Genomic DNA, 20,690 nt, shown 5'->3' with positions numbered 1-20,690 from the left:
ATTTCCTCCTTTATACTTTATTTAGTATAGAGGAAATACATTGTAATATTCCAGTCTTCTGCTGAAAACAATATACGAAATGTTTGTGAAGTTTCTGTGAAACGGTCTTCCCCTCTTAATCTATGAAAAAAAGAGCATAGTAACTATGCTCTCGGATGAAACTGTTTATATACATCTTTTAATCTAGTTTTTGAAACGTGCGTATAGATTTGCGTAGTTGAAATATCTGCATGTCCAAGCATTTCTTGTACAGCACGTAAATCTGCTCCATTTTCTAATAAGTGCGTAGCAAACGAGTGACGCAACGTATGAGGTGTAAGTTCTTTTTCAATATTTGCCTCTTTCGCTAATCGTTTTAATATTTTCCAAAATCCTTGTCTTGATAATCGATTACCATGATGGTTTAAAAAGAGTGCATCTACTACTTTTTTCCCCATTAATTCTCTTCTTCCTTTTTCAATATACTTTTGAATCGCTTCCGTTGCTAAACTTCCTAGTGGAATAATTCTTTCTTTATTCCCTTTCCCTATGCAACGAACAAATCCCATCGTTAAATGTACATCTTCTAAATTGAGTGCAATCAATTCTGAAACACGAAGTCCTGTCGCATACAGTAACTCTAGCATCGCCTTATCACGAATCCCAAAAGCACTTGTCATTTTTGGTGTTTGAAGTAACGCCTCTACTTCATCAACTGATAATACCTTTGGTAATTTCCGTTCCCCTTGTGGCGTTTCAATATGTACGGATGGATCGTGTTCTACCGCTCGTTCACGAAGTAAAAATTGGTGGAACGAACGAATTGATGCGATATGACGCGCCAATGTTTTCGAAGATTTTCCGTTCTCTTTTAAATACTGCAAAAAGTTAACAATGTGTAAACGGGTCACTTCATGAAAAGTTTTCGTCTGTTCCACATTTTGCAAATACTTTACGTAGCTTTTTAAATCCCGTTCATAAGATACTACTGTATTCTTTGCTAATCCTTTTTCGACAACCATATAATGAATAAAATCTTTTAATTGATCTTCCACTCTACACTACTCCCCATTTTCATAGAAAAACATCATTCTATTTACGAAAGCATCCTTTGCCGGTTCTTCATTCCCTGATACTTTTTCTACAGTCTCTTCTTTAGGTTTTTCATAACGATGATAGCTTTCATATTCTTCATTTATCCATAGTATAGCGAAATAAAACAAAATCGTACAACTTGTAAATAATAAAAATACTTTTATTCCATCAAAAGTTAATTTTAAAGCTCGGCGCATTGTAAATTCCTCCAAAATATAAGTTATTACAACATATGCCAAGCTTTCACCAATTTATACCTTATTCAAATAAAAAACCTCTTCCTAGATAAATAGGAAAAGGTTATTTTTCATCCGTTTCATTTTCTTGACAGTTTTTACAAATCCCATGGAATGTTAAACGATGATCTTTCACCTTAAAGCTCCAGTCTCGTTCTACTTTCCTTTCCACTTCACCAAGTAAATCTTCTTGTATTTCTTGTACAGCACCACATTGTGTACAAATCAAATGATGGTGGAAACGCTGCGCACCTTCTTGGCGTAAGTCATAGCGTGAAACACCGTCTCCGAAGTTAATCTTATCGACAACTTTTAACTCAGATAATAGTTCTAAAGTTCGATAGACGGTTGCTAATCCGATCTCTGGCGACTTTTCTTTTACAAGGAGGTAAACATCTTCTGCGCTTAAATGATCTTCTTCATTTTCTAGCAGCACACGAACTGTTGCTTCACGTTGCGGTGTTAATTTGTAGCTCGCTGCATGTAATTGCTTCTTAATTCGTTCAATTCTTTCTTCCATTCGGTACTACTCCCTCCTCGCCACTCTTACACCATTATATCAGAAGAAGGGCTTCTGTCAAAAGAAAAAACAATAAAAACAAATTGATAATTATTCTCAAAAAGTATTTATTTTTTATTAATAGCCTCAACGACTTCTTTCATTAAAACTGGTGATGCGTAAGCCTCCACACTAGAAGCAAGTGCTAACACCACTCCAATTACGAGAAAGAAGCATGTATAACGGATTAATAATGGTAATAGTGGCTCGGTTATTTTTCTAATAAATTGATGCCTAATCATCCGTAAAGAAAAACTTGCAGCAATAGTTGTCATAACGAGAAAGACTGGAATGATAATTAAATTTTGTGGCAAAACAGATACAAATGCTAATAATAGTCCATTCCATCCATGCTGACTTACTAAAAAACCAACTGTAAATCCAACGACAACTCCTTTTACAAATAATAAAATAAAAATAAGTGGTAATCCAATAATTGAAATCCCTAAAATCCAAATAAATCCGATGTATTTTAATTGCGAAAAGTAACTTTCTCGAAACATTTCGCCTGCAATGGCAAATTCTCCTTTAGAGACTTGTCCAAAAAAACGTTGTAAATAAAATGATAAATCTTGTTTTTGATTGATTTGTAAACTATTCACCAGAATGGCTCCGAATATTACTCCCATCAATAATAAAACGGCGTTAAATATATATAATGAAGAGTTTTCCTGTATGTGAGACATTACACGGTCTTGCCAATTTTTTCGCCACATTTTTCTTCCCTCCGTTCACACTCTTATTAAAAATGTATGAAAGAAAGAAAAAAGTATGACGAATTAACATTGAAATTCCGCTCTACTTTGCTAAACTAAAAAGTAGAGAATAGGAGGGATTTCTCTTGAAACCATTATTATTAGATTTTCCAACATTATTTCAAACTGAACGCTTGCAAGTTCGTAAACCATTTCCAGGTGATGGTGCAGAAGTATATGAAGCAATCCAAGCTTCTCTAGAAGACTTAGTACCGTGGATACCAATTAACGCTGAAACAGAAGAAAGTGCTGAAGAAATTGTTCGCGAAGCTCACGGACAGTTTTTACTTCGTGAAACACTTGATTTTCACTTATACGATAAAGTATCTGGTACATTCATCGGAGCAATTACACTAAAGCCTGAAAACTGGGATATTCCAAAGTTTTCACTTCACTTCTGGCTACATAGTGCCTATACAAAACAAGGCTATATGACCGAAGCTGTTAAAGGTGCAATTCAGTTCGCCTTTGATAAACTAGGCGCTAGAAGAATCGAAATTCGTACTGATGCAACAAATATAAATGCATGTAGCTTAGCAGAACGTCTAGAATTCATTCTAGAAGGTACAATGGAAAATGATTTCCTAGCACCAGATGGTAGCTTACGTGATGCACGTGTATATGCAAAAATCAATTAAAAAACACTCGCCTTTGGCGAGTGTTTATTTTTGTAATTGTAAATATTGTACTGCAAACATCGTCTTCGCATCATGAATACGAAGATCTTTCATAAGAGTAATCGCTTCTTCTAACGATACTTCCATCAATTCCACAAACTCATCTTCATCTAACTCAGCTTTATTTTCTTTTTTTGTCAAACCTGTCGCTTTATATACATATAAAATTTCATCTGCGAATCCTGGAGATGTATAGAAAGAAGTAATGAGCTCCATATTTTCACATACATATCCTGTTTCCTCTTCTAATTCACGAACTGCTGTCACCTCTGGTTTTTCACCGGGTTCTAACTTGCCGGCTGGAATTTCTATAATTGCCTTTTCAAGCGCTTTACGATACTGCTCAACAAGCACAATTTTCCCCTCATCCGTAATAGCAATAATCGCAACTGCACCAGGGTGATTTACAATTTCACGTTTACTCATTTCTCCATTTGGTAATACTACATCATCAACACGAACTTTTATAACTCTACCATCAAAAATCGGCTCAGTTTTTACTGTTCTCTCTGTAAGATTACTCATACTACTTCATCTCCCTGTTCTATTTCCTATTCTTTCTTCATACATTTTACCACATTGAAAGGAGCGTGATAGAAATGAAAGTTTATATTTTACCAAATCGCATCACGTTAGTCGGAAAAGCATGGCAAATTCGCCATAAGCTAAAGCAATATAGCAAAGAGTATACAACTGTACAAGAGTGGATTACAGCAAATAAAGTGAAACATTAATCATGCTTTTACGGGCAGTTAATGCGAAGCGAAAAGTAAACGTTTGTCAACCTCTTTTCCCTCTCGTACAATAAAGGTAAGGAGGTTGACCTATGAAAAAACGTCAATTAGGAAACTCAGATTTGTTTGTTACAGAAATGGGCCTTGGCTGTATGTCTCTCGGTACATCTGAAACAGAAGCTATGCGTATTATCGATGAAGCGATCGATTTAGGAATTAATTTTTTTGATACAGCAGATTTATATGATTACGGATTAAATGAAGAATTTGTTGGAAAAGTCTTGAAGAGAAGAAGAGACCAAATTGTTCTTACAACGAAAGTTGGAAATCGTTGGACAGAAGAAAAAAACGGTTGGTCCTGGGATCCTTCTAAAGCTTACATAAAAACTGAAGTAAAGGAAAGTTTACGTAGACTTCAAACTGATTACATTGATCTTTACCAACTTCACGGCGGAACGATTGAAGATCCTATAGATGAAACAATTGAAGCCTTTGAAGAATTGAAAAAGGAAGGTATTATTCGCCATTACGGTATTTCTTCTATACGCCCAAATGTCGTTCGTGAGTATGCAAAACGCTCAAACATCGTTAGTGTACTAATGGAATATAGCCTTTTAAATCGTCGTCCAGAAGAATGGTTCCCCCTTCTGAATGAACACCAAATTAGCGTCATTGCCCGCGGGCCACTTGCAAAAGGAATTTTAACTGACAACAATGCAAGAAAAATAGAAAGAGTAAAGGAAAAGGATTATCTCTCTTATTCTTACGATGAATTACATACAACTCTAGCGAGTGTAAAAGAAACAATTGGAGAACGCTCTTTAACAGGAACAGCTATTCAATATTGCTTACATAATAAGACTGTTGCAGCTGTTATACCTGGTGCAAGCTCTCTTCAACAATTACAGGAAAATATACGAGCTAGTCAGCAGTTACCTTTAACGAAAGAAGAATATATACAACTTCAAAAGATTGTTAAATATGACACATATGCTTTGCATCGTTAAAAATATCGAATTACCGATAAAACAAAAGACTGTCTCCAGTATTAAGAGACAGTCTTTTTTATAACGTATCATATTTATCAGGATTCGTTCCTACATGTAAATCACGATTCAACGTGTTAATTTGACGTATCTCTTCTTCAGTTAGTACAAAATCAAAAATAGTAAAGTTTTCTTTAATGCGAGATGGTGTAACAGATTTAGGAATTGTAACAATCCCGCTTTGAATATCCCACCTTAATATAACTTGTGCAGGTGTTTTTTCATATTTGTTAGCAATAGCCTGAATGATTGGATGCTGGAATACTTCTCCGCCCCTCATTAACGGACTCCATGCTTCCATTTGAATTTGCTCATCTTGACAATAATTGCACAACTCAAATTGCGTCAACATCGGATGAAGTTCCACTTGGTTTACCATCGGCTTCACTTTGCAATTTGGTAATAATAGTTCTAAATGATGTTTATGAAAATTAGAAACACCAATCGCACGCACTTTACCTTCTTCATACAATTTCTCTAAAGCTCGGTACGTATCAACATACTTCCCTCTTACCGGCCAATGTATTAAATATAAATCTACATAGTCCATTTGTAATTTTTTTAAACTCTTTTCAAACGCCTCTAGTGTCTCCTCATATCCTTGATCGTCGTTCCATACTTTTGTTGTAATAAATATATCTTCTCTTGGAATTCCTGATTCACGTATCGCCTCTCCGACACCGCTTTCATTTTCATATACAGTCGCTGTATCAATCGAACGGTATCCAACCTCTAACGCTGTTTTTACTGCTTGTTTTACTTCGTCTCCTTCTTTCGCTTTATATACGCCTAGACCAATCATCGGCATTTTCACGCCATTATGAAGTGTAGTTGTTGGAATATGCACAGTCGTCTCCCTTTCATTGTTACATTATTTATAAGCCATAACTTTATTTCAACAATATTCATCCAAAAAGTCAAAACATACGTACAGTTTACATAACACTTTTATATAGCTAAAAAATAACGTGAACTCATTCATTCACGTTATTTTCTCTCCATTCTTTCGCTTTTTTATCCACATTGCGCACAAACTCATTTTTCCCTTCCGTATATAACGTGCCATCATATGTATACTTTTCGGCTAATTCTTTCTTTAAGGTTGCATATGCCTCTGCTTCTTCACAATGAGCCATCATATAATCACGAAACGCTAAATGCCTTACTATCTCTGGATTTCCTTTTTCAAACACGTGTAAATGATACGAACGTTTTTCCTCAGTTCCATGAATAAAATATCGGCGTCTTGAAATACCATTTTCCCCTTTTACGATGTAACCAAGCTCTATAAATCGTTCATTCCACCCATCTACTCTTTCGATATTTTCTACTTCCATGATCATATCAATAATAGGTTTAGCTGCCAGTCCGGGCACTGACGTACTTCCAATATGATGCATTTTCACCGTTTCTGGCATCGCTGATTTTAATCTTTCAGCCTCCATTTGAAATTTTTCAATCCAATGGTTTTCATGTGGAACAACGACAATTTTTCTCATTCTAACTCCCCTTTTCTTACAAGCTCGTCAAAAAATGATCAGTGGTATTTCACTGATCATTTTTTTATTATTTAAAGTCTTTCCAAGTAAGGTTACTTTCACTTAGCAGTTCTTCAAATGATTTATTCTTTTCACGTTCTTTTTGTTCTTGGCGCTTTCTTTCCAGTTCAGCTGCCTCTTTTTCCTCTTCTCTCACTTGCAACTCTTTCTTCTTACTCTTTAATTGTTGCATGAGTGAATCATTTAATTGATCGCCTAATGTAAGTGTTTCTTTCTTTGGTTGATTCACTTGCGATTGTCTTTGCATTTGTCTTTGTTTCTTTTTCTTCATGCTACTCACCTTTTACTTTTTTCTCCATTATAGTAGATACACGATGAAATCGACAATAAAAAAGGGTCTTTACTCTATTATTCACCTTTTGTAAATATGTTAATTTTTCGAAAAGACTAAATTTTTATGTAGCTATAATCCTATGAATCTATTAAAATTATGTCGTATGATGTCAGATTATAAAAAGAGGAGAATTATATTATGTGGAAAAAAATTATTCCTGCCGTTGCTGTTTTAAGCACTATTACTTTTTCAAGCGTATTTGCCGCTCCCCCATCTCAGAATCCAGCTGAACAAAACCGCTACATAGACGTACAAATGCTTGGTATTAATGATCTCCATGGACAACTAGATACTGTTAAAAAAATCAATAATAAAGAAGTTGGTGGCGCTGATTACTTAGCTACTTATTTAAAAGAACGTAAAAAACAAAACCCTAATACACTTCTCGTACATGCTGGTGATATCGTCGGAGCTAGTCCACCAGTTTCAGCATTATTACAAGATGAACCGACGATTGAATTTTTAAATGATTTAAAATTTGATGTTGGTACAATCGGAAACCATGAATTTGATGAAGGCATTGATGAAATGAAACGCCTCATTTACGGTGGATATCATGAAAAAACAGGGAATTTCAAAGGGGCTAACTTCCCCTATGTAGCTGCTAACTTCTATAACAAATCAACTGGTCGCTTATTTTTACCACCATTTACTGTAAAAATGGTAGATGGTGTTCCTGTTGGATTCATTGGTGTTGTTACGACTGATACACCAAATGTTGTTATGCCTACGATGCTTAAAAATGTACAAATTACTGATGAAGTAGAAGCAATTAATAAATCAACACAACAATTAAAACGCCTCGGCGTTAAATCGATCGTCGTTCTTGCTCATGTCGGTGGAACAACCGATGAGTCTGGGGTAACAAATGGCGATCTTACTCGAATTGCAAATGAAACAGACCCAGAAGTTGATGTTATTTTCGGTGGACATAGTCATACGTATGTAAATGGTACAGTAAATAATAAACTAATTGTCCAAGCAAATTCATACGGAACGGCTTTCTCAGACGTGGATGTAACAATTGATCGTAAAACAAAGGATATTGTAAAGAAAAAAGCTGAAGTTGTTACAACGTATCATGAAGGTGTAGAACCTGATAAACAAGTAAAGAAAAAACTAGATCAATATAAAGAAAAAATCGCACCACTTGTAAATGAAGTGGTCGGAAAATCTACAGCACCTATCGACCGTAAACAAAATGATGCTGGTGAGTCCACTCTTGGAAATTTAGTTGCCGATGCTCAGCGTCAAACGATGCAAACTCAAATCGCCCTCATGAATCCTGGTGGCATTCGTAATGACTTAGATGCTGGTGATATTACGTGGGGTGAGTTATACGGCATTCAACCTTTTGGAAATCAATTGATTAAAGTAGATTTAACAGGTCAAGACATTCGCGATATTTTAAATCAGCAATGGCAAAAAGGAACAACAAGAATGCTTCAAATTTCAGGTATTCAATATACGTGGGATGCAAATAAAACAAACGGTGAAAAAGTTACAAATATACGTTTAACAAACGGAGAAGAATTATCTCCATCTAAAACGTATAGCGTAGTTGCAAATGCCTTCTTAGCTTCTGGCGGTGACGGATTCGTATCATTTAAAAATGGTAAAAATGCAGAAACTGGTCCAAACGACTTTGAAGCGTTAGTCGATTACGTAAAACAATTAAAAGAACCAATTCAGCCAGTTATTGATGGAAGAATTCAAAAAGTAAATTAAGTGTTTCTCTAATAATAAATTTTATTTTTCACGCCATAAAGGATTTGTACTGATCCTCTATTTTATACGTAATATACATCATAAAAAGGATACTCGTTCTTCCAATGAACATAGTATCCTTTTCTTTAGTTATCAAAATGTGATGTTTTGTCAACTTCATATTGCTGTAAAAATTGTTGCAACGCCTCTTCTACAAGTTTAGACTTTTGAATTCCTTTCGATTCTGATATAAGGTCCAATCTTGCTAATATTTCTGTATTAATAGAAAAGGTTCGTCTCTTTTTCTCTGTACTCTTACTCATAATTGGTGCAATTACTTCGCCTCTTTTTCTTAGTAACTCATAAATGCTTTGTAATTGCTCGTAAATTAATAATTGATAATCTGTTTTCTCATATTGAAGGGCGGTCGCTTCTTGGAGTTGTAAGTGACGTGGTTCTTCTCCATCTCCTACAAAAATACGTTTCTTCTGCTCTCCATCATATTCGTATCCAATCAATCTTAATTTCTTCGATAATGTATACGGGCTTATTTCAAGACGTTTTGCTATAATAGCGATGGATTCACGTCTGTTTAAACCATCTATAATTTCTCCAATCGTCACAATTTCCCTCCTCCCGTGTTGAAATGACACTAGTATGGTATGTTACAATGATTTTCTAACAGTATATGCAAAATGAATAGCCTGTGCGATTCATACGATTTCACAAAAGGAGGTTTTCAATATGCTTTTTCGTAGCTACACCCCTCAGTTCTATAACGAAAACAAACAACTCATTCCTAATAGTATCGCTACGATAGAAAGCGTTATGATAAATAATCGAAAACAAACTCTCCTTATGCGTGGACAAAACGTAGAGCAACCTATTTTATTATGCTGTCACGGCGGACCTGGGATGGCACAAATCGGATTTATTCGCCATTTTCAAAAAGAATTAGAGAAGCAATTTATTGTTATTAATTGGGATCAGCGCGGGGCTGGTAAATCCTTTTCAATGAAAGATTTCGGAGCAAATTTCACAATTGAACAATTCGTTTCCGATGCAAAAGAAGTGATTCAATATGTACTTAAAAGGTTCAACAAACAAAAACTATTTCTCGCTGGTCATTCTTGGGGAAGTATTATTGGGCTTAACATAGCACATCAATATCCAAAGTATATCGAGGCTTACATCGGTATTGGGCAAATTGTACATATGAAACAAAATGAAGAATTGCTATATCAACATTTAATTCATTCTGCAAAAAAACATGATCATAAAAAAGCATTAGCTTCCCTTTTAAAATTAGGCAAACCACCATTTTTAGATACGAGACGTCTCATTATTCAAAGAAAGTGGCTTGGCACATTTGGAGGCGCAATCCAAAACGGATCTTCCTTTTCTTTCATACGAAAAGGGTTCTTTTCTCCTGAGTATACGCTATTAGATTGGTTCAAGTTTCTCGTAGGAAATTTAAAATCTGGAATTTTATGGGAAGAAATGCTGACAATCGATTTCTTTTCTTCTATCTCAAGTTTATCTATTCCAGTTTATTTTTGTTCTGGTCGCTATGATTATCAAACTCCTTATGCACTCGTTCAGGAATATTGCGATCTTATTGAAGCGCCTATAAAAAAGATGATTTGGTTCCCAAATTCAGCACATTCTCCTGATTTAGAAGAACCAGAATTATTCGCTAATTCTTTGCAATCAATTAAACAAGAGCTAGCTTTTCAGCATTAGTAACAAAAGGCTCTTTTACATTTCATAGAAAACATTTTATAATAATATGTCGCAAGTATGTATAAACATCGCAAAATGTTTCATATTTACTTGTCTTAACAGAATAAAAATTTAGGGAGATTACATTTATTATGAACGCTGTACTCGTCGCAGTAGCAATTATGCTATTGCTTAGTTTGTTACGTGTCCAGGTCATTGTCGCCATCATTGTTGGAGCTTTAACAGGCGGAATTATCGGCGGACTCGGTATTTCAGAAACGATTAACACTTTTACAACTGGTCTTGGAAACAGTGCTCCAATCGCTTTAAGTTATGCAATGCTTGGTGGTTTCGCTATTTCCCTTTCCAAAACAGGACTTCCAGATGCTATGATTCAAACTGCATTAAAATGGATTGGCAATGAACAAGACACGAAAAAACAAGTTTATTCTAAAATACTTATTTTATTCATTATTTTAACGATGGCTTGTTTCTCACAAAATGTGATTCCTGTTCACATTGCTTTCATCCCCATCTTAATTCCAGCACTTTTAAAAGTATTAAATGAGCTGAAAGTGGATCGCAGACTTGTCACATGTATTATTACATTTGGATTGATTACTCCTTATATGTGGATCCCTGCAGGATTCGGAAAAATTTATCATGACGTATTACAAACCAACGCTGCGCAAAGCGGCCTTACATTTGATGTCACACTTATTCCAAAAGCAATGACTATTCCAGCAATTGGTATGATTATTGGATTATGTGTAGCGGTATTCATTACGTACCGAAAACCTCGTACGTATGAAACAGAACAAATTCATACTACCGAAAATGAAATCGTTCCCTATACAAAACGTAGCATTACTTTCGGGTTATTATCTATCATTGCTACATTAACTGTTCAATTAACAACAGAATCAATGATTTTTGGTGCTTTAGCAGGTATTATCGTCTTATCGGTTAGCGGCAGTCTACCACTTAAAGAAGCAGATGCGATATTAACAAGCGGAATGCGTATGATGTCCTTTATTGGCTTTGTTATGATTGCTGCCGCTGGATTCGGCGCTGTTCTTCGAAAAACAGGACATGTTGAATCTCTGGTGCAAACGAGTGCACATATAATCGGAAATAATAAACCACTCGCTGCATTTCTTATGCTCGTTATTGGACTTCTCGTTACGATGGGAATTGGTTCATCCTTTTCAACCATCCCTATCTTAACAACCATTTTTGTACCTCTTTGCATTCAGCTTGGATTTAGTCCAATGGCCACAATTGCTATTATCGGTACAGCCGGAGCGCTAGGTGACGCAGGATCTCCAGCATCGGATAGTACCCTTGGACCAACATCCGGTTTAAATGCTGATGGTCAGCACCATCATATATGGGATACATGTGTACCCACTTTTCTACATTACAATATACCGTTACTTATATTTGGTTTTATTGCCGCAATTACATTATAAAAAGGTGCGTATAAAACGCACCTTTTACTTTTTTATTTTTCCTTTTAATTGTTGAAAAGCTAATTTTCCATTATCTTTGACATAGCTTTCAATTGCCGGTAGTGATGAACCTATCCATTCACACTCTATGCTCCCATTAGGTCCAACAATTTTTAATTTATCTGGTATATGTATATTTAGAAATCTCGCTGACCGAATTAACTCAATAGCAATCTGATCACTTGAGGTTACAATTCCATCTATATACGGATTGTTTTGCAATAATGTAATAAATTGTTTATTTGTATACCCTTGTACACATTCTTCTCGATAAGAGATTCCTTCATCCCAAACAGCGTCTAAAAACCCTGCTATATAATCTTCCATTTCTTCACTTTCTTCTCCCTCACCGAAATATGCAAGAAAGTGACACCCTTTCTCTTTTAATAAAGAAACAGCTCTCTGTCCACTTTCATAATAATTTCCATGTGATTGTTGCTCATCGATCACAACAAACGGAAATGGAATTTCTCCTACACTTTTAAAAACTGCTCTCGTCAAAATAACACCTGCAATGTTATTTTGCTTCAGCATATGTATGTATCTATCTTTATTCTCTATATTACAAATAATGATTTGATAGCCTTCTTTATATGCTATTTCCTCAATACAATGTAGCAAAGTGATGTTTGATTGGTTACATAAATTATCTACAAGTAATGCAATTATCGTTGAATTCTCTTTAAATAGTGGCTTCGCTGCACTGTTTGGCCTATAACGTAATTCTTCAATTGCTTCCTTTACTTGTTTTACTGTGTCCTCATGAACGTATCCTTTTTCATTAATAACTCGTGAAACGGTTGCGACTGAAACACCTGCCAATTTTGCAACATCACGTATAGTTGCCACATCGTCACCCCTTAATATGGTAATAGATTACAATTTTACGGTAACCTAAATTACAATATCCGTCAAGATTAATAACTCATATTTCTGAAAATTGTTACATCATTTGACTAAATGATACTCCAACTGAATTTCATGTAAAATTGGGATATTATCATATCCAATACGTGGAATTTCTTTCTTTATTTTTCGTGCCTCCTCTACCGCATTCACATATAAATTAGTCATTACAAAATTACGTTTTTGGTAAAATCGTAACGCATTCATATTATCATTTGTTGTAATAAGCCAAACCTCTCTGCACCGCTCTTCTTCTGCAACTTGTAATACACAATCCACAAGTTTCGTCCCTATTCCTTTTCTTTCTTCAAAGCTATCTAGCGATACAATTTCACACATATTTCCGGTCACTTCATAAGTTATAATTCCGATTATTCTGTCATCTGAGAGCGCAACAAATCCTGGCAACTCTTCTAACTGATGTCCCTTACCACGTGAAACCATCAATGAACTTCCCCAGTTCTTACACATGAACATTCGGATTGTTTCTTTCATCGCTGGCGTAATTTTTTGTATATGCAGCATTTCCTATTTCTCCCCTTTTATATCATTGTGATACAATATAAGTGTATCACATGTAACGGTATTTGGAGGATGAGGTAAAGTATGAAACGTTTTTTTGCAGCATTGTTTACTATACTAGGTGCAATAACTGCCCTTGGGATTTTCTTTACAAATAAAGTGATGTACTTAAAGAAAAAAACAGAGGAAGAAGTACTCGAAAGAGAAACGAAAAAACATTTTCGTATAGAGGATTTTGATGCTCTTCATAAAGAAGAAATTCATATCCCTTCACAATTCGGATACGACCTTCACGGATATTACATTCCTGCTGGTCATTCCAATAAGTTTATGGTTTTTTGCCACGGTGTAACTGTAAATAAAATAAACTCTGTAAAATATGCAAACTTATTCTTAAAAAGGGGATATAATGTCCTCATTTACGATCATCGTCGTCATGGTAAAACTGGCGGAAAAACAACAAGCTATGGATACTATGAAAAGCATGATTTGAAATCCGTAGTTGACTGGCTAAAAAACCGTTTTGGAACCAATATTACACTTGGTATTCATGGTGAATCTATGGGAGCCGCAACAATTCTTCAATACGCAGGACTTGTAGAAGATGGCGCTGATTTCTATATTGCAGATTGTCCTTTCTCTGATTTTCACGGACAATTACAGCACCGTTTAAAGGTTGAATTCCATTTACCAAAATGGCCTTTATTACCTTTAGCAAACGCATTTTTAAAAGTTCGTGACGGTTATACAATTCGTGAAGTTTCACCAATCGACTGTATAAAAAACATTAACAATCCCGTTCTCTTTATTCATAGTAAAGATGACGACTATATTTTAGCTGATATGACAAAAGCGTTATATGAAGCGAAAGAAAATAATAAGCAACTTTATATTGCAGAACACGGTGCACACGCTTGCTCTTATAACGAAAATAAAGAAGAGTACGAAGCAGCCATCGATCAATTTTTAAACACATATGTGAAAGAAACAAAAAACAGGCTTGCATAAGCCTGTTTTTTTATTGCGCTAAAACGTCTGTAACTTGTTCCATATTTTCAGAAATCCATTGCATTGCATCATCTAACGTTGGAAATTCTGTCGTTTGAAATGTTACTTCATCTTGAAGTAACCAAACATCCTTTACCTCTTGCCCTACACCTGCAATGGACCAATGTAACAAACTATATGGATGATTATCATTCAAAAATGATGCCCACGTGCGCTCATTTGCAATGTTTCGTAATGTATGTAATTGTTTATCCATCTCTCGTCACCTTACTCTAGTCAGTTATGAAAACTATTATAACACTCTCTTCTTTCTCAAACAAAGTGCTCTTTTTTCCCCGCTATTTGCGGGCAGTAAAACTCCCACCTCAAAATTCGGCTGAAACAGAGAAGTTAGGTGGGAGATTAACTGCCCCTAAAAGCCCGATTGGTTCAACTAATAATTAGTGGAGGATGCCTCCCCCACTAATTAAAGTTTCACTTTATATTGCCAAGCACTTCCCTTGATTATATGATGAAATTAAGCGTTTGGGAAGGAGGGATAACGTTGGCAAAAGTACAAATTAAAGTAAATGATAATGGCTCTTTTCGCGTTACAGGGGACGTGGAATTAGTCGACTCACAAGGGAATGTATTCCCAGCAAAACCGGCATTTTCTTTATGCCGTTGTGGTTTATCAAAAAATATGCCTTATTGCGACGCTTCGCATAAAGGTAAATTCGAGTCTGTTGTTAGAGCACCAGAGGCAGAATAATTTTACATGTGACATGCACATTTTTTTGTGCATGTTTTTTCTTTTTAGCAACTCCGTTATATCCCTTCTCCTTACAACATTTCTAATACTTTTATTTCCATTCCAGCCTGCATATATTTTCACACAATTCTTCACATTCGAATATTTTTTACTAGCCTTTTATTTTTTTTGTGCTATAATTTGAGCAAACAGCATCCTTCGGGGTCGGGTGAAATTCCCAACCGGCGGTGATGAAGTGAAAACTTCTAAGTCCGTGACCCGTTTTCAACTCGAAAACGGTGGATCTAGTGAAACTCTAGGGCCGACAGTATAGTCTGGATGGGAGAAGGATATGTTTCTAGTTTTTTATATAGTGAATACACTTTTATTTCAGTATGCATATTTTTAAAGATTCATTTTGATTCTTTATATATGTTTAATTTTCTATACTTATTTTTTATACTGAAATAAAAAGAGACAACTAGCGTTTAAAAATTCGATATTTTGCTAGGTTTTTTCCTTATGCAGAAATATCAATTATCGTTAGGTTTCTTTCCTATGCTTTCGTATTCAAACTATATTTCTAGAAATCACGTCTCCCAAACCCCAAGGATATTAAATCCTTGGGGTTTTTTGATTTTTTTAGGAGAGGTGAAGAAAATGACAGATCAAGAATATATGAGGATTGCCCTGCTGTTAGCAGAAGGAACATCAGGACAAACAAGTCCAAATCCTATGGTTGGTGCTGTTATTGTAAAAGATGGAAACATCGTTGGTATGGGAGCTCATTTACGAGCTGGTGAAGAACACGCAGAAGTTCATGCCCTTCAAATGGCTGGTCAGAACGCCAAAGACGCTACCGTTTATGTAACACTGGAACCGTGTAGCCACTTTGGAAAAACACCACCTTGTTGTGAATTGCTCATCGAAAAAGGAGTTAAGCGTGTTGTAATTGCTACTCTCGATTGTAATCCGCTCGTTTCTGGTAACGGAAAAAGAAGATTAGAGGAAGCTAGAATTGAAGTAACTACCGGTGTTCTTGAAGCAGAAGCAGTTTTATTAAATCGCTACTTTTTTCACTACATGAAAACGAAACGCCCTTTTGTAACAATCAAAACAGCGATGAGCTTAGATGGAAAAACAGCAACTGTAACTGGTGAAAGTAAGTGGATTACAGGTGAAGAAGCACGTGCTGATGTTCACCAATATCGCCATATACATGATGCAATTCTTGTTGGAGTGAATACAGTTATAGCTGATAATCCTCATTTAACAACAAGAATTCCAAATGGTGGGAAACATCCTATTCGCGTTGTTTTAGATACCCATTTACGAACACCACCATCTTCTCATGTTATAACAGATGGTTTAGCACCGACATGGATTATTGTCGGTAAGGATGTAAAGAAAGAGAAGATATCTTCTTATGAATCTAAAAATATAGCTATATTCCAAATGGAAACGAAGCATATAGAAATTGAGGACCTTCTTTCCTTTCTTGGAGAAAAACAAATTCTTTCTCTATTCGTTGAAGGTGGCCAATCGATTCATGCAAGTTTCTTAAAAACAAACAATTTTAATGAAATTGTAACCTATATAAGCCCGAAATTAATTGGTGGGAAAGATGCTCCTACTTTATTTGGAGGAAATGGTTTTTCAAAATTACAAGATGCACTTTCCTTGAAAATTCAAGAGATGAAACAAATTGGTGATGATATAAAAATTGTTGCGAATGCCCGAAACGAGGTGACGGAATGTTTACAGGAATTGTAGACGAATTAGGAACGATAGCAAACATGCAACAAAGCGGAGAAGCGATGAAATTAACGATTCATGCAAAGAAAATTTTATCAGATGTTCACTTAGGTGATAGTATCGCGGTGAACGGTATTTGCTTAACTGTAACAAGCTTTACAACTAATTCATTTACAGTTGATGCAATGCCTGAAACGATGCAGTCGACATCACTTCGCATGCTTAAACCGCACTCTAAAGTAAATTTAGAGCGAGCAATGGCTGCAAACGGACGATTCGGTGGACATTTCGTTTCAGGACATATTGATGGCATCGGAACGATTTTAAATAAAAAACAACATTACAATGCCGTCTATTACAAAATAGCAATTTCTGATGAACTGCTGCGCTATTGTTTGCATAAAGGATCCATTGCTGTTGATGGAACGAGTTTAACGATATTTGATATAGACGAATCTTCCATAACGATTTCACTCATTCCGCACACAGTAAGCGAATCTGTCATTGGAGAAAAAAATGCCGGAGATATCGTAAACATTGAGTGTGACATGATTGGTAAATATATCGAACGCTTTATTACTAAACCTACAAAACGAGTAGGTTCAATGACTGAAAGCTTTTTACAAGAAAACGGATTTCTATAAGGGGGAAGCATAATGTTTCATCGTATTGAAGAAGCTCTAGAAGATTTAAAACAAGGTAAAGTCGTTATCGTATGTGATGATGAAAACCGAGAAAATGAAGGCGATTTTATTGCTTTAGCAGAGTACATTACACCAGAAACAATTAATTTTATGATTACACATGGCCGTGGTCTCGTTTGTGTACCGATTACAGCAGGGTACGCAGAACGTCTACAATTAGAACCAATGGTATCTCATAATACAGATTCACATCATACTGCGTTTACAGTGAGCATTGACCATGTTTCTACAACAACAGGGATTAGCGCTCACGAACGTGCAACTACGATACAAGAATTGTTAAACCCCGCATCAAAAGGCGCTGATTTCAATCGACCTGGACATATCTTTCCATTAATTGCGAAAGAAGGCGGTGTCCTGCGTCGTGCAGGTCATACAGAAGCTGCTGTTGATTTAGCGAAGCTATGCGGTGCCGAACCAGCTGGAGTTATTTGCGAGATTATAAATGAGGACGGCACGATGGCACGTGTACCTGATTTAATAGAATGCGCAAAACAATTTGATATAAAAATGATTACAATAGAAGATTTAATTGCTTACCGCCGCCATCATGAAACACTTGTGACGAGAGAGGTGGAAATTACATTACCTACAGATTTCGGTACTTTCCACGCAATTGGCTATTCTAACTCATTAGATACGAAAGAACATATCGCACTTGTAAAAGGTGATATTTCAATAGGTGAACCGGTACTTGTGCGTGTTCATTCTGAATGCTTAACAGGAGATGTATTCGGTTCACATCGCTGCGATTGCGGACCACAACTCCATGCAGCACTTGCTCAAATTGAGCGTGAAGGAAAAGGTGTTCTTCTTTATATGAGACAAGAAGGAAGAGGCATTGGGCTTCTTAATAAGCTTCGTGCTTATAAATTGCAAGAAGAAGGATTCGATACTGTAGAAGCAAATGAAAAACTCGGCTTCCCTGCTGATCTTCGTGATTACGGTATCGGAGCACAAATATTAAAAGATTTAGGTTTACAAAGTTTACGATTATTAACGAATAACCCAAGAAAAATTGCTGGCTTACAAGGTTACGATTTAGAAGTAGTCGAGCGTGTACCGTTGCAAATGCCAGCAAAAGAAGAGAATAAATCGTATTTACAAACGAAAGTAAACAAATTAGGACACTTACTAAACTTATAATTAAAGGAGAGATTTATTATGGTATTCGAAGGTCATTTAGTTGGTACAGGATTAAAAGTTGGAGTTGTTGTTGGACGTTTTAACGAATTTATTACAAGCAAGTTACTTGGCGGCGCTTTAGACGGATTAAAGCGTCACGGTGTAGAAGAAAATGATATTGATGTTGCTTGGGTTCCTGGTGCATTTGAAATTCCTTTAATCGCTAAAAAGATGGCTAGTAGCGGAAAGTATGATGCTGTTATTACATTAGGTACTGTAATCCGAGGTGCTACAACTCACTACGATTACGTTTGTAATGAAGTAGCAAAAGGTGTTGCGTCTTTATCACTACAAATGGACATCCCAGTTATTTTCGGCGTATTAACGACAGAAACAATTGAACAAGCGATTGAACGCGCAGGTACGAAAGCTGGTAATAAAGGATATGAATCAGCTGTTGCTGCAATTGAAATGGCTCACTTATCAAAACAATGGGCATAAAAAAAGAGGCTTCGGCCTCTTTTTATTTTTTCACCTTTTTTTGTACATCTTTTATTAATTCATTCATCGTTTTTCCTTCTGTTTTTATATGAAGAGCTTGTGCTGTTCTCCATACATTCTCTCTTTTTTTCGCTTCTTCTATAATAGTAATTTCTTTTCTAACTTCCTTTAAATCTTTTCCTTCCGTTTTCAATCCAAAATGTTCAGCTTTCGTTCGAAAGTGTTGTTCGATTCTTTGTTGCATCTCTTTTTGTTCAGGATTTTCAGCAGCCTTAACTGGATCAGAACTTATTGCTTTTATTAAAATTAAACAAGTCATAATCGCTAATATGTATTTGTACATGTAAAATCCTCCAACCCAATATAAATTACATATTTACTATGTACAACTAGGGCTTGGAAAATTCGTCCACAAAAATTCTTTTTTCCGCTCAAAAACCAATAATATCAAGCGTTCACAACTATTTATTACATTTTATTTACAAAAAAAGCAAAACCTTTTACAAGTTTGCTTTTTCATCTATCTTATAATGCACACTCTTCAATCTCAAATCCTAAATCTGCAATCATACCCCAGTCTGCAGTCGGCTCTTGTCCAGCTGTCGTTAAGTAGTCCCCGACAAAAATAGAATTTGCTGCAAATAAACCGATTGGCTGTACAGAACGTAAATTGATTTCACGTCCTCCTGAAATACGAATTTCTTTTGTCGGGTTTACAAAACGCATCATTGCCAGTACTTTTAAACATTCTACTGGCGTTAACTCTTTTTGCCCTTCAAGAGGTGTTCCCTTTACAGCAACAAGGAAATTACAAGGGATAGAATCTGCATCTATACGTTGTAATTCAAATGCAATTTCAGCACGCTCTTCAATTGTTTCTCCCATGCCAAAAATCGCTCCAGAGCATGGAGAAATGCCCGCTTGTTTCGCTTTTTGAACTGTATCAACACGATCATCATACGTATGAGTTGAACAAATACTATCGTAATTATTTTCATGTGTATTTAAGTTGTGGTTATAACGATGCACGCCCGCTTCCGCTAAACGTCCTGCTTGATCTTCATTTAAGAAACCTAAACAACAACAAATCTTCAAGTCTGTCGTTTCACGAATTTCCTTAACTGCTCCAATTACGTGATTTACCTCTTTATCCGTCGGACGACGACCAGACGCTACAATACAATATGTACCTGCTTTACGGCGTATTGCTTCATGTGCCCCTTCTACAATCTTCTCCTGCGTTAACCATGCATATTTATCAATCGGTGCTTCTGAAATAATAGACTGTGAGCAATATCCACAATCTTCAGGACATAATCCAGATTTCGTATTAATAATCATATTCAATTTTACTTTCTTACCAAAGTGATGATGACGAATGATGTAAGCTGCATTCATAATTTCTAGAACTTCTGTATCATCAGCTTCTAATATCGCTATTGCATCTTCTTTCGTAATCATCTTCTCTTCCACTACGTCGTATGCAAGTTTTTTCCAATCCCTTTTTGTTTGTACTTGTTTCATT

26 protein-coding genes and 1 riboswitch are annotated in these 20,690 nt (G+C 35.8%); of the genes, 12 read left to right on the top strand and 14 right to left on the bottom strand.

Annotated elements, in window-relative coordinates; translation table 11 throughout:
• Positions 1-143: 143 nt before the first annotated feature.
• From xerD to spoIIM, 4 genes are all read right to left on the bottom strand, one after another.
• Positions 144-1,034, bottom strand: a complete 891-nt coding sequence (gene xerD / locus AC1Q8L_RS12090; RefSeq protein ID WP_000390088.1) for a site-specific tyrosine recombinase XerD — start codon at positions 1,032-1,034, stop codon at positions 144-146.
• Positions 1,035-1,040: 6 nt separating this feature from the next.
• Positions 1,041-1,271 (bottom strand): YqzK family protein, encoded by a 231-nt coding sequence (locus AC1Q8L_RS12085; RefSeq protein ID WP_001250432.1) that lies wholly within the window; start codon positions 1,269-1,271, stop codon positions 1,041-1,043.
• A 103-nt stretch (positions 1,272-1,374) separates the two neighbouring features.
• Positions 1,375-1,830 carry a ferric iron uptake transcriptional regulator gene (gene fur / locus AC1Q8L_RS12080; RefSeq protein WP_000392657.1) on the bottom strand — a complete coding sequence of 152 codons (456 nt, stop codon included), beginning with the start codon at positions 1,828-1,830 and terminating at the stop codon, positions 1,375-1,377.
• 107 nt (positions 1,831-1,937) lie between these two features.
• A complete protein-coding gene (gene spoIIM / locus AC1Q8L_RS12075) occupies positions 1,938-2,555 on the bottom strand; it encodes a stage II sporulation protein M (RefSeq protein WP_013142149.1) in 618 nt (205 codons plus the stop codon).
• A 155-nt stretch (positions 2,556-2,710) separates the two neighbouring features.
• On the opposite strand from spoIIM, the gene AC1Q8L_RS12070 reads away from it, so the two are divergent.
• Positions 2,711-3,262: a GNAT family N-acetyltransferase gene (locus AC1Q8L_RS12070; RefSeq protein ID WP_000803479.1), complete on the top strand. Its 552-nt coding sequence runs from the start codon at positions 2,711-2,713 to the stop codon at positions 3,260-3,262.
• A gap of 24 nt (positions 3,263-3,286) precedes the next feature.
• Here AC1Q8L_RS12070 and AC1Q8L_RS12065 read toward each other — a convergent pair whose 3' ends face one another.
• Positions 3,287-3,826, bottom strand: a complete 540-nt coding sequence (locus AC1Q8L_RS12065; protein WP_016080378.1) for an NUDIX domain-containing protein — start codon at positions 3,824-3,826, stop codon at positions 3,287-3,289.
• A 74-nt stretch (positions 3,827-3,900) separates the two neighbouring features.
• On the opposite strand from AC1Q8L_RS12065, the gene mciZ reads away from it, so the two are divergent.
• Complete coding sequence (gene mciZ / locus AC1Q8L_RS12060; protein WP_000870292.1) at positions 3,901-4,035, top strand: Z-ring formation inhibitor MciZ; 135 nt, start codon at positions 3,901-3,903, stop codon at positions 4,033-4,035.
• A 92-nt stretch (positions 4,036-4,127) separates the two neighbouring features.
• The gene (locus tag AC1Q8L_RS12055; protein WP_000747229.1) at positions 4,128-5,042 is read left to right on the top strand and encodes an aldo/keto reductase; all 915 of its coding nucleotides are present in this window, start codon (positions 4,128-4,130) and stop codon (positions 5,040-5,042) included.
• Between the two features lie 58 nt (positions 5,043-5,100).
• On the opposite strand, the gene AC1Q8L_RS12050 is transcribed toward AC1Q8L_RS12055, so the two are convergent.
• The 3 genes from AC1Q8L_RS12050 to AC1Q8L_RS12040 form a co-directional block, all read right to left on the bottom strand.
• Positions 5,101-5,928: an aldo/keto reductase gene (locus tag AC1Q8L_RS12050; protein WP_098311700.1), complete on the bottom strand. Its 828-nt coding sequence runs from the start codon at positions 5,926-5,928 to the stop codon at positions 5,101-5,103.
• 127 nt (positions 5,929-6,055) lie between these two features.
• Positions 6,056-6,580, bottom strand: coding sequence for a GrpB family protein (locus tag AC1Q8L_RS12045; RefSeq protein ID WP_001227176.1), 525 nt, complete (start codon positions 6,578-6,580; stop codon positions 6,056-6,058).
• A gap of 67 nt (positions 6,581-6,647) precedes the next feature.
• Positions 6,648-6,911 carry a YqkE family protein gene (locus AC1Q8L_RS12040; protein WP_000727561.1) on the bottom strand — a complete coding sequence of 88 codons (264 nt, stop codon included), beginning with the start codon at positions 6,909-6,911 and terminating at the stop codon, positions 6,648-6,650.
• 201 nt (positions 6,912-7,112) lie between these two features.
• Between AC1Q8L_RS12040 and AC1Q8L_RS12035 the strand changes: the two genes are divergently transcribed.
• On the top strand, positions 7,113-8,702 hold the full coding sequence (locus AC1Q8L_RS12035) for a bifunctional metallophosphatase/5'-nucleotidase (RefSeq protein ID WP_000265557.1): 1,590 nt from the start codon (positions 7,113-7,115) through the stop codon (positions 8,700-8,702).
• A 125-nt stretch (positions 8,703-8,827) separates the two neighbouring features.
• Here AC1Q8L_RS12035 and AC1Q8L_RS12030 read toward each other — a convergent pair whose 3' ends face one another.
• Positions 8,828-9,304 carry a ribbon-helix-helix domain-containing protein gene (locus AC1Q8L_RS12030; protein WP_000151933.1) on the bottom strand — a complete coding sequence of 159 codons (477 nt, stop codon included), beginning with the start codon at positions 9,302-9,304 and terminating at the stop codon, positions 8,828-8,830.
• Between the two features lie 121 nt (positions 9,305-9,425).
• Between AC1Q8L_RS12030 and AC1Q8L_RS12025 the strand changes: the two genes are divergently transcribed.
• Together AC1Q8L_RS12025 and AC1Q8L_RS12020 are read left to right on the top strand one after the other, a co-directional pair.
• Positions 9,426-10,424 carry an alpha/beta fold hydrolase gene (locus tag AC1Q8L_RS12025; protein ID WP_000898974.1) on the top strand — a complete coding sequence of 333 codons (999 nt, stop codon included), beginning with the start codon at positions 9,426-9,428 and terminating at the stop codon, positions 10,422-10,424.
• Positions 10,425-10,555: 131 nt separating this feature from the next.
• Positions 10,556-11,875: a Na+/H+ antiporter family protein gene (locus tag AC1Q8L_RS12020; RefSeq protein ID WP_000994810.1), complete on the top strand. Its 1,320-nt coding sequence runs from the start codon at positions 10,556-10,558 to the stop codon at positions 11,873-11,875.
• A 24-nt stretch (positions 11,876-11,899) separates the two neighbouring features.
• Here the strand turns inward: AC1Q8L_RS12020 and AC1Q8L_RS12015 are convergent, their stop codons facing one another.
• Positions 11,900-12,763, bottom strand: coding sequence for a LacI family DNA-binding transcriptional regulator (locus AC1Q8L_RS12015; RefSeq protein ID WP_000201347.1), 864 nt, complete (start codon positions 12,761-12,763; stop codon positions 11,900-11,902).
• Positions 12,764-12,862: 99 nt separating this feature from the next.
• A complete protein-coding gene (locus tag AC1Q8L_RS12010; RefSeq protein ID WP_097845968.1) occupies positions 12,863-13,345 on the bottom strand; it encodes a GNAT family N-acetyltransferase in 483 nt (160 codons plus the stop codon).
• A gap of 81 nt (positions 13,346-13,426) precedes the next feature.
• On the opposite strand from AC1Q8L_RS12010, the gene AC1Q8L_RS12005 reads away from it, so the two are divergent.
• Positions 13,427-14,350 carry an alpha/beta hydrolase gene (locus tag AC1Q8L_RS12005; protein ID WP_000819228.1) on the top strand — a complete coding sequence of 308 codons (924 nt, stop codon included), beginning with the start codon at positions 13,427-13,429 and terminating at the stop codon, positions 14,348-14,350.
• Positions 14,351-14,360: 10 nt separating this feature from the next.
• On the opposite strand, the gene AC1Q8L_RS12000 is transcribed toward AC1Q8L_RS12005, so the two are convergent.
• Positions 14,361-14,606 carry a DUF2552 family protein gene (locus AC1Q8L_RS12000; protein ID WP_000360796.1) on the bottom strand — a complete coding sequence of 82 codons (246 nt, stop codon included), beginning with the start codon at positions 14,604-14,606 and terminating at the stop codon, positions 14,361-14,363.
• Positions 14,607-14,894: 288 nt separating this feature from the next.
• On the opposite strand from AC1Q8L_RS12000, the gene AC1Q8L_RS11995 reads away from it, so the two are divergent.
• From AC1Q8L_RS11995 to ribH, 5 genes are all read left to right on the top strand, one after another.
• On the top strand, positions 14,895-15,101 hold the full coding sequence (locus AC1Q8L_RS11995; protein ID WP_001151582.1) for a CDGSH iron-sulfur domain-containing protein: 207 nt from the start codon (positions 14,895-14,897) through the stop codon (positions 15,099-15,101).
• Between the two features lie 190 nt (positions 15,102-15,291).
• Positions 15,292-15,435: riboswitch (FMN riboswitch) on the top strand.
• Positions 15,436-15,740: 305 nt separating this feature from the next.
• Positions 15,741-16,853, top strand: coding sequence for a bifunctional diaminohydroxyphosphoribosylaminopyrimidine deaminase/5-amino-6-(5-phosphoribosylamino)uracil reductase RibD (gene ribD / locus AC1Q8L_RS11990; protein WP_016512334.1), 1,113 nt, complete (start codon positions 15,741-15,743; stop codon positions 16,851-16,853).
• The gene (gene ribE, locus AC1Q8L_RS11985; RefSeq protein WP_000493869.1) at positions 16,835-17,479 is read left to right on the top strand and encodes a riboflavin synthase subunit alpha; all 645 of its coding nucleotides are present in this window, start codon (positions 16,835-16,837) and stop codon (positions 17,477-17,479) included. Before ribD ends, ribE begins: the two co-directional genes overlap by 19 nt.
• 12 nt (positions 17,480-17,491) lie before the next feature.
• Positions 17,492-18,685 (top strand): bifunctional 3,4-dihydroxy-2-butanone 4-phosphate synthase/GTP cyclohydrolase II, encoded by a 1,194-nt coding sequence (gene ribBA / locus AC1Q8L_RS11980; RefSeq protein WP_000468981.1) that lies wholly within the window; start codon positions 17,492-17,494, stop codon positions 18,683-18,685.
• 18 nt (positions 18,686-18,703) lie between these two features.
• Positions 18,704-19,165 carry a 6,7-dimethyl-8-ribityllumazine synthase gene (gene ribH / locus AC1Q8L_RS11975; RefSeq protein WP_000230895.1) on the top strand — a complete coding sequence of 154 codons (462 nt, stop codon included), beginning with the start codon at positions 18,704-18,706 and terminating at the stop codon, positions 19,163-19,165.
• A 22-nt stretch (positions 19,166-19,187) separates the two neighbouring features.
• Here the strand turns inward: ribH and AC1Q8L_RS11970 are convergent, their stop codons facing one another.
• Both AC1Q8L_RS11970 and bioB read right to left on the bottom strand, forming a co-directional pair.
• The gene (locus AC1Q8L_RS11970) at positions 19,188-19,508 is read right to left on the bottom strand and encodes a hypothetical protein (protein ID WP_000280032.1); all 321 of its coding nucleotides are present in this window, start codon (positions 19,506-19,508) and stop codon (positions 19,188-19,190) included.
• Between the two features lie 182 nt (positions 19,509-19,690).
• Positions 19,691-20,689 carry a biotin synthase gene (bioB, locus tag AC1Q8L_RS11965; RefSeq protein ID WP_000815858.1) on the bottom strand — a complete coding sequence of 333 codons (999 nt, stop codon included), beginning with the start codon at positions 20,687-20,689 and terminating at the stop codon, positions 19,691-19,693.
• Between the last annotated feature and the right edge of the window lies 1 nt (position 20,690).

The sequence above is a fragment of the Bacillus sp. GW823-FHT06A11 genome, from assembly GCF_058795355.1.
This window is presented reverse-complemented; position numbering and strand designations above follow the sequence as displayed.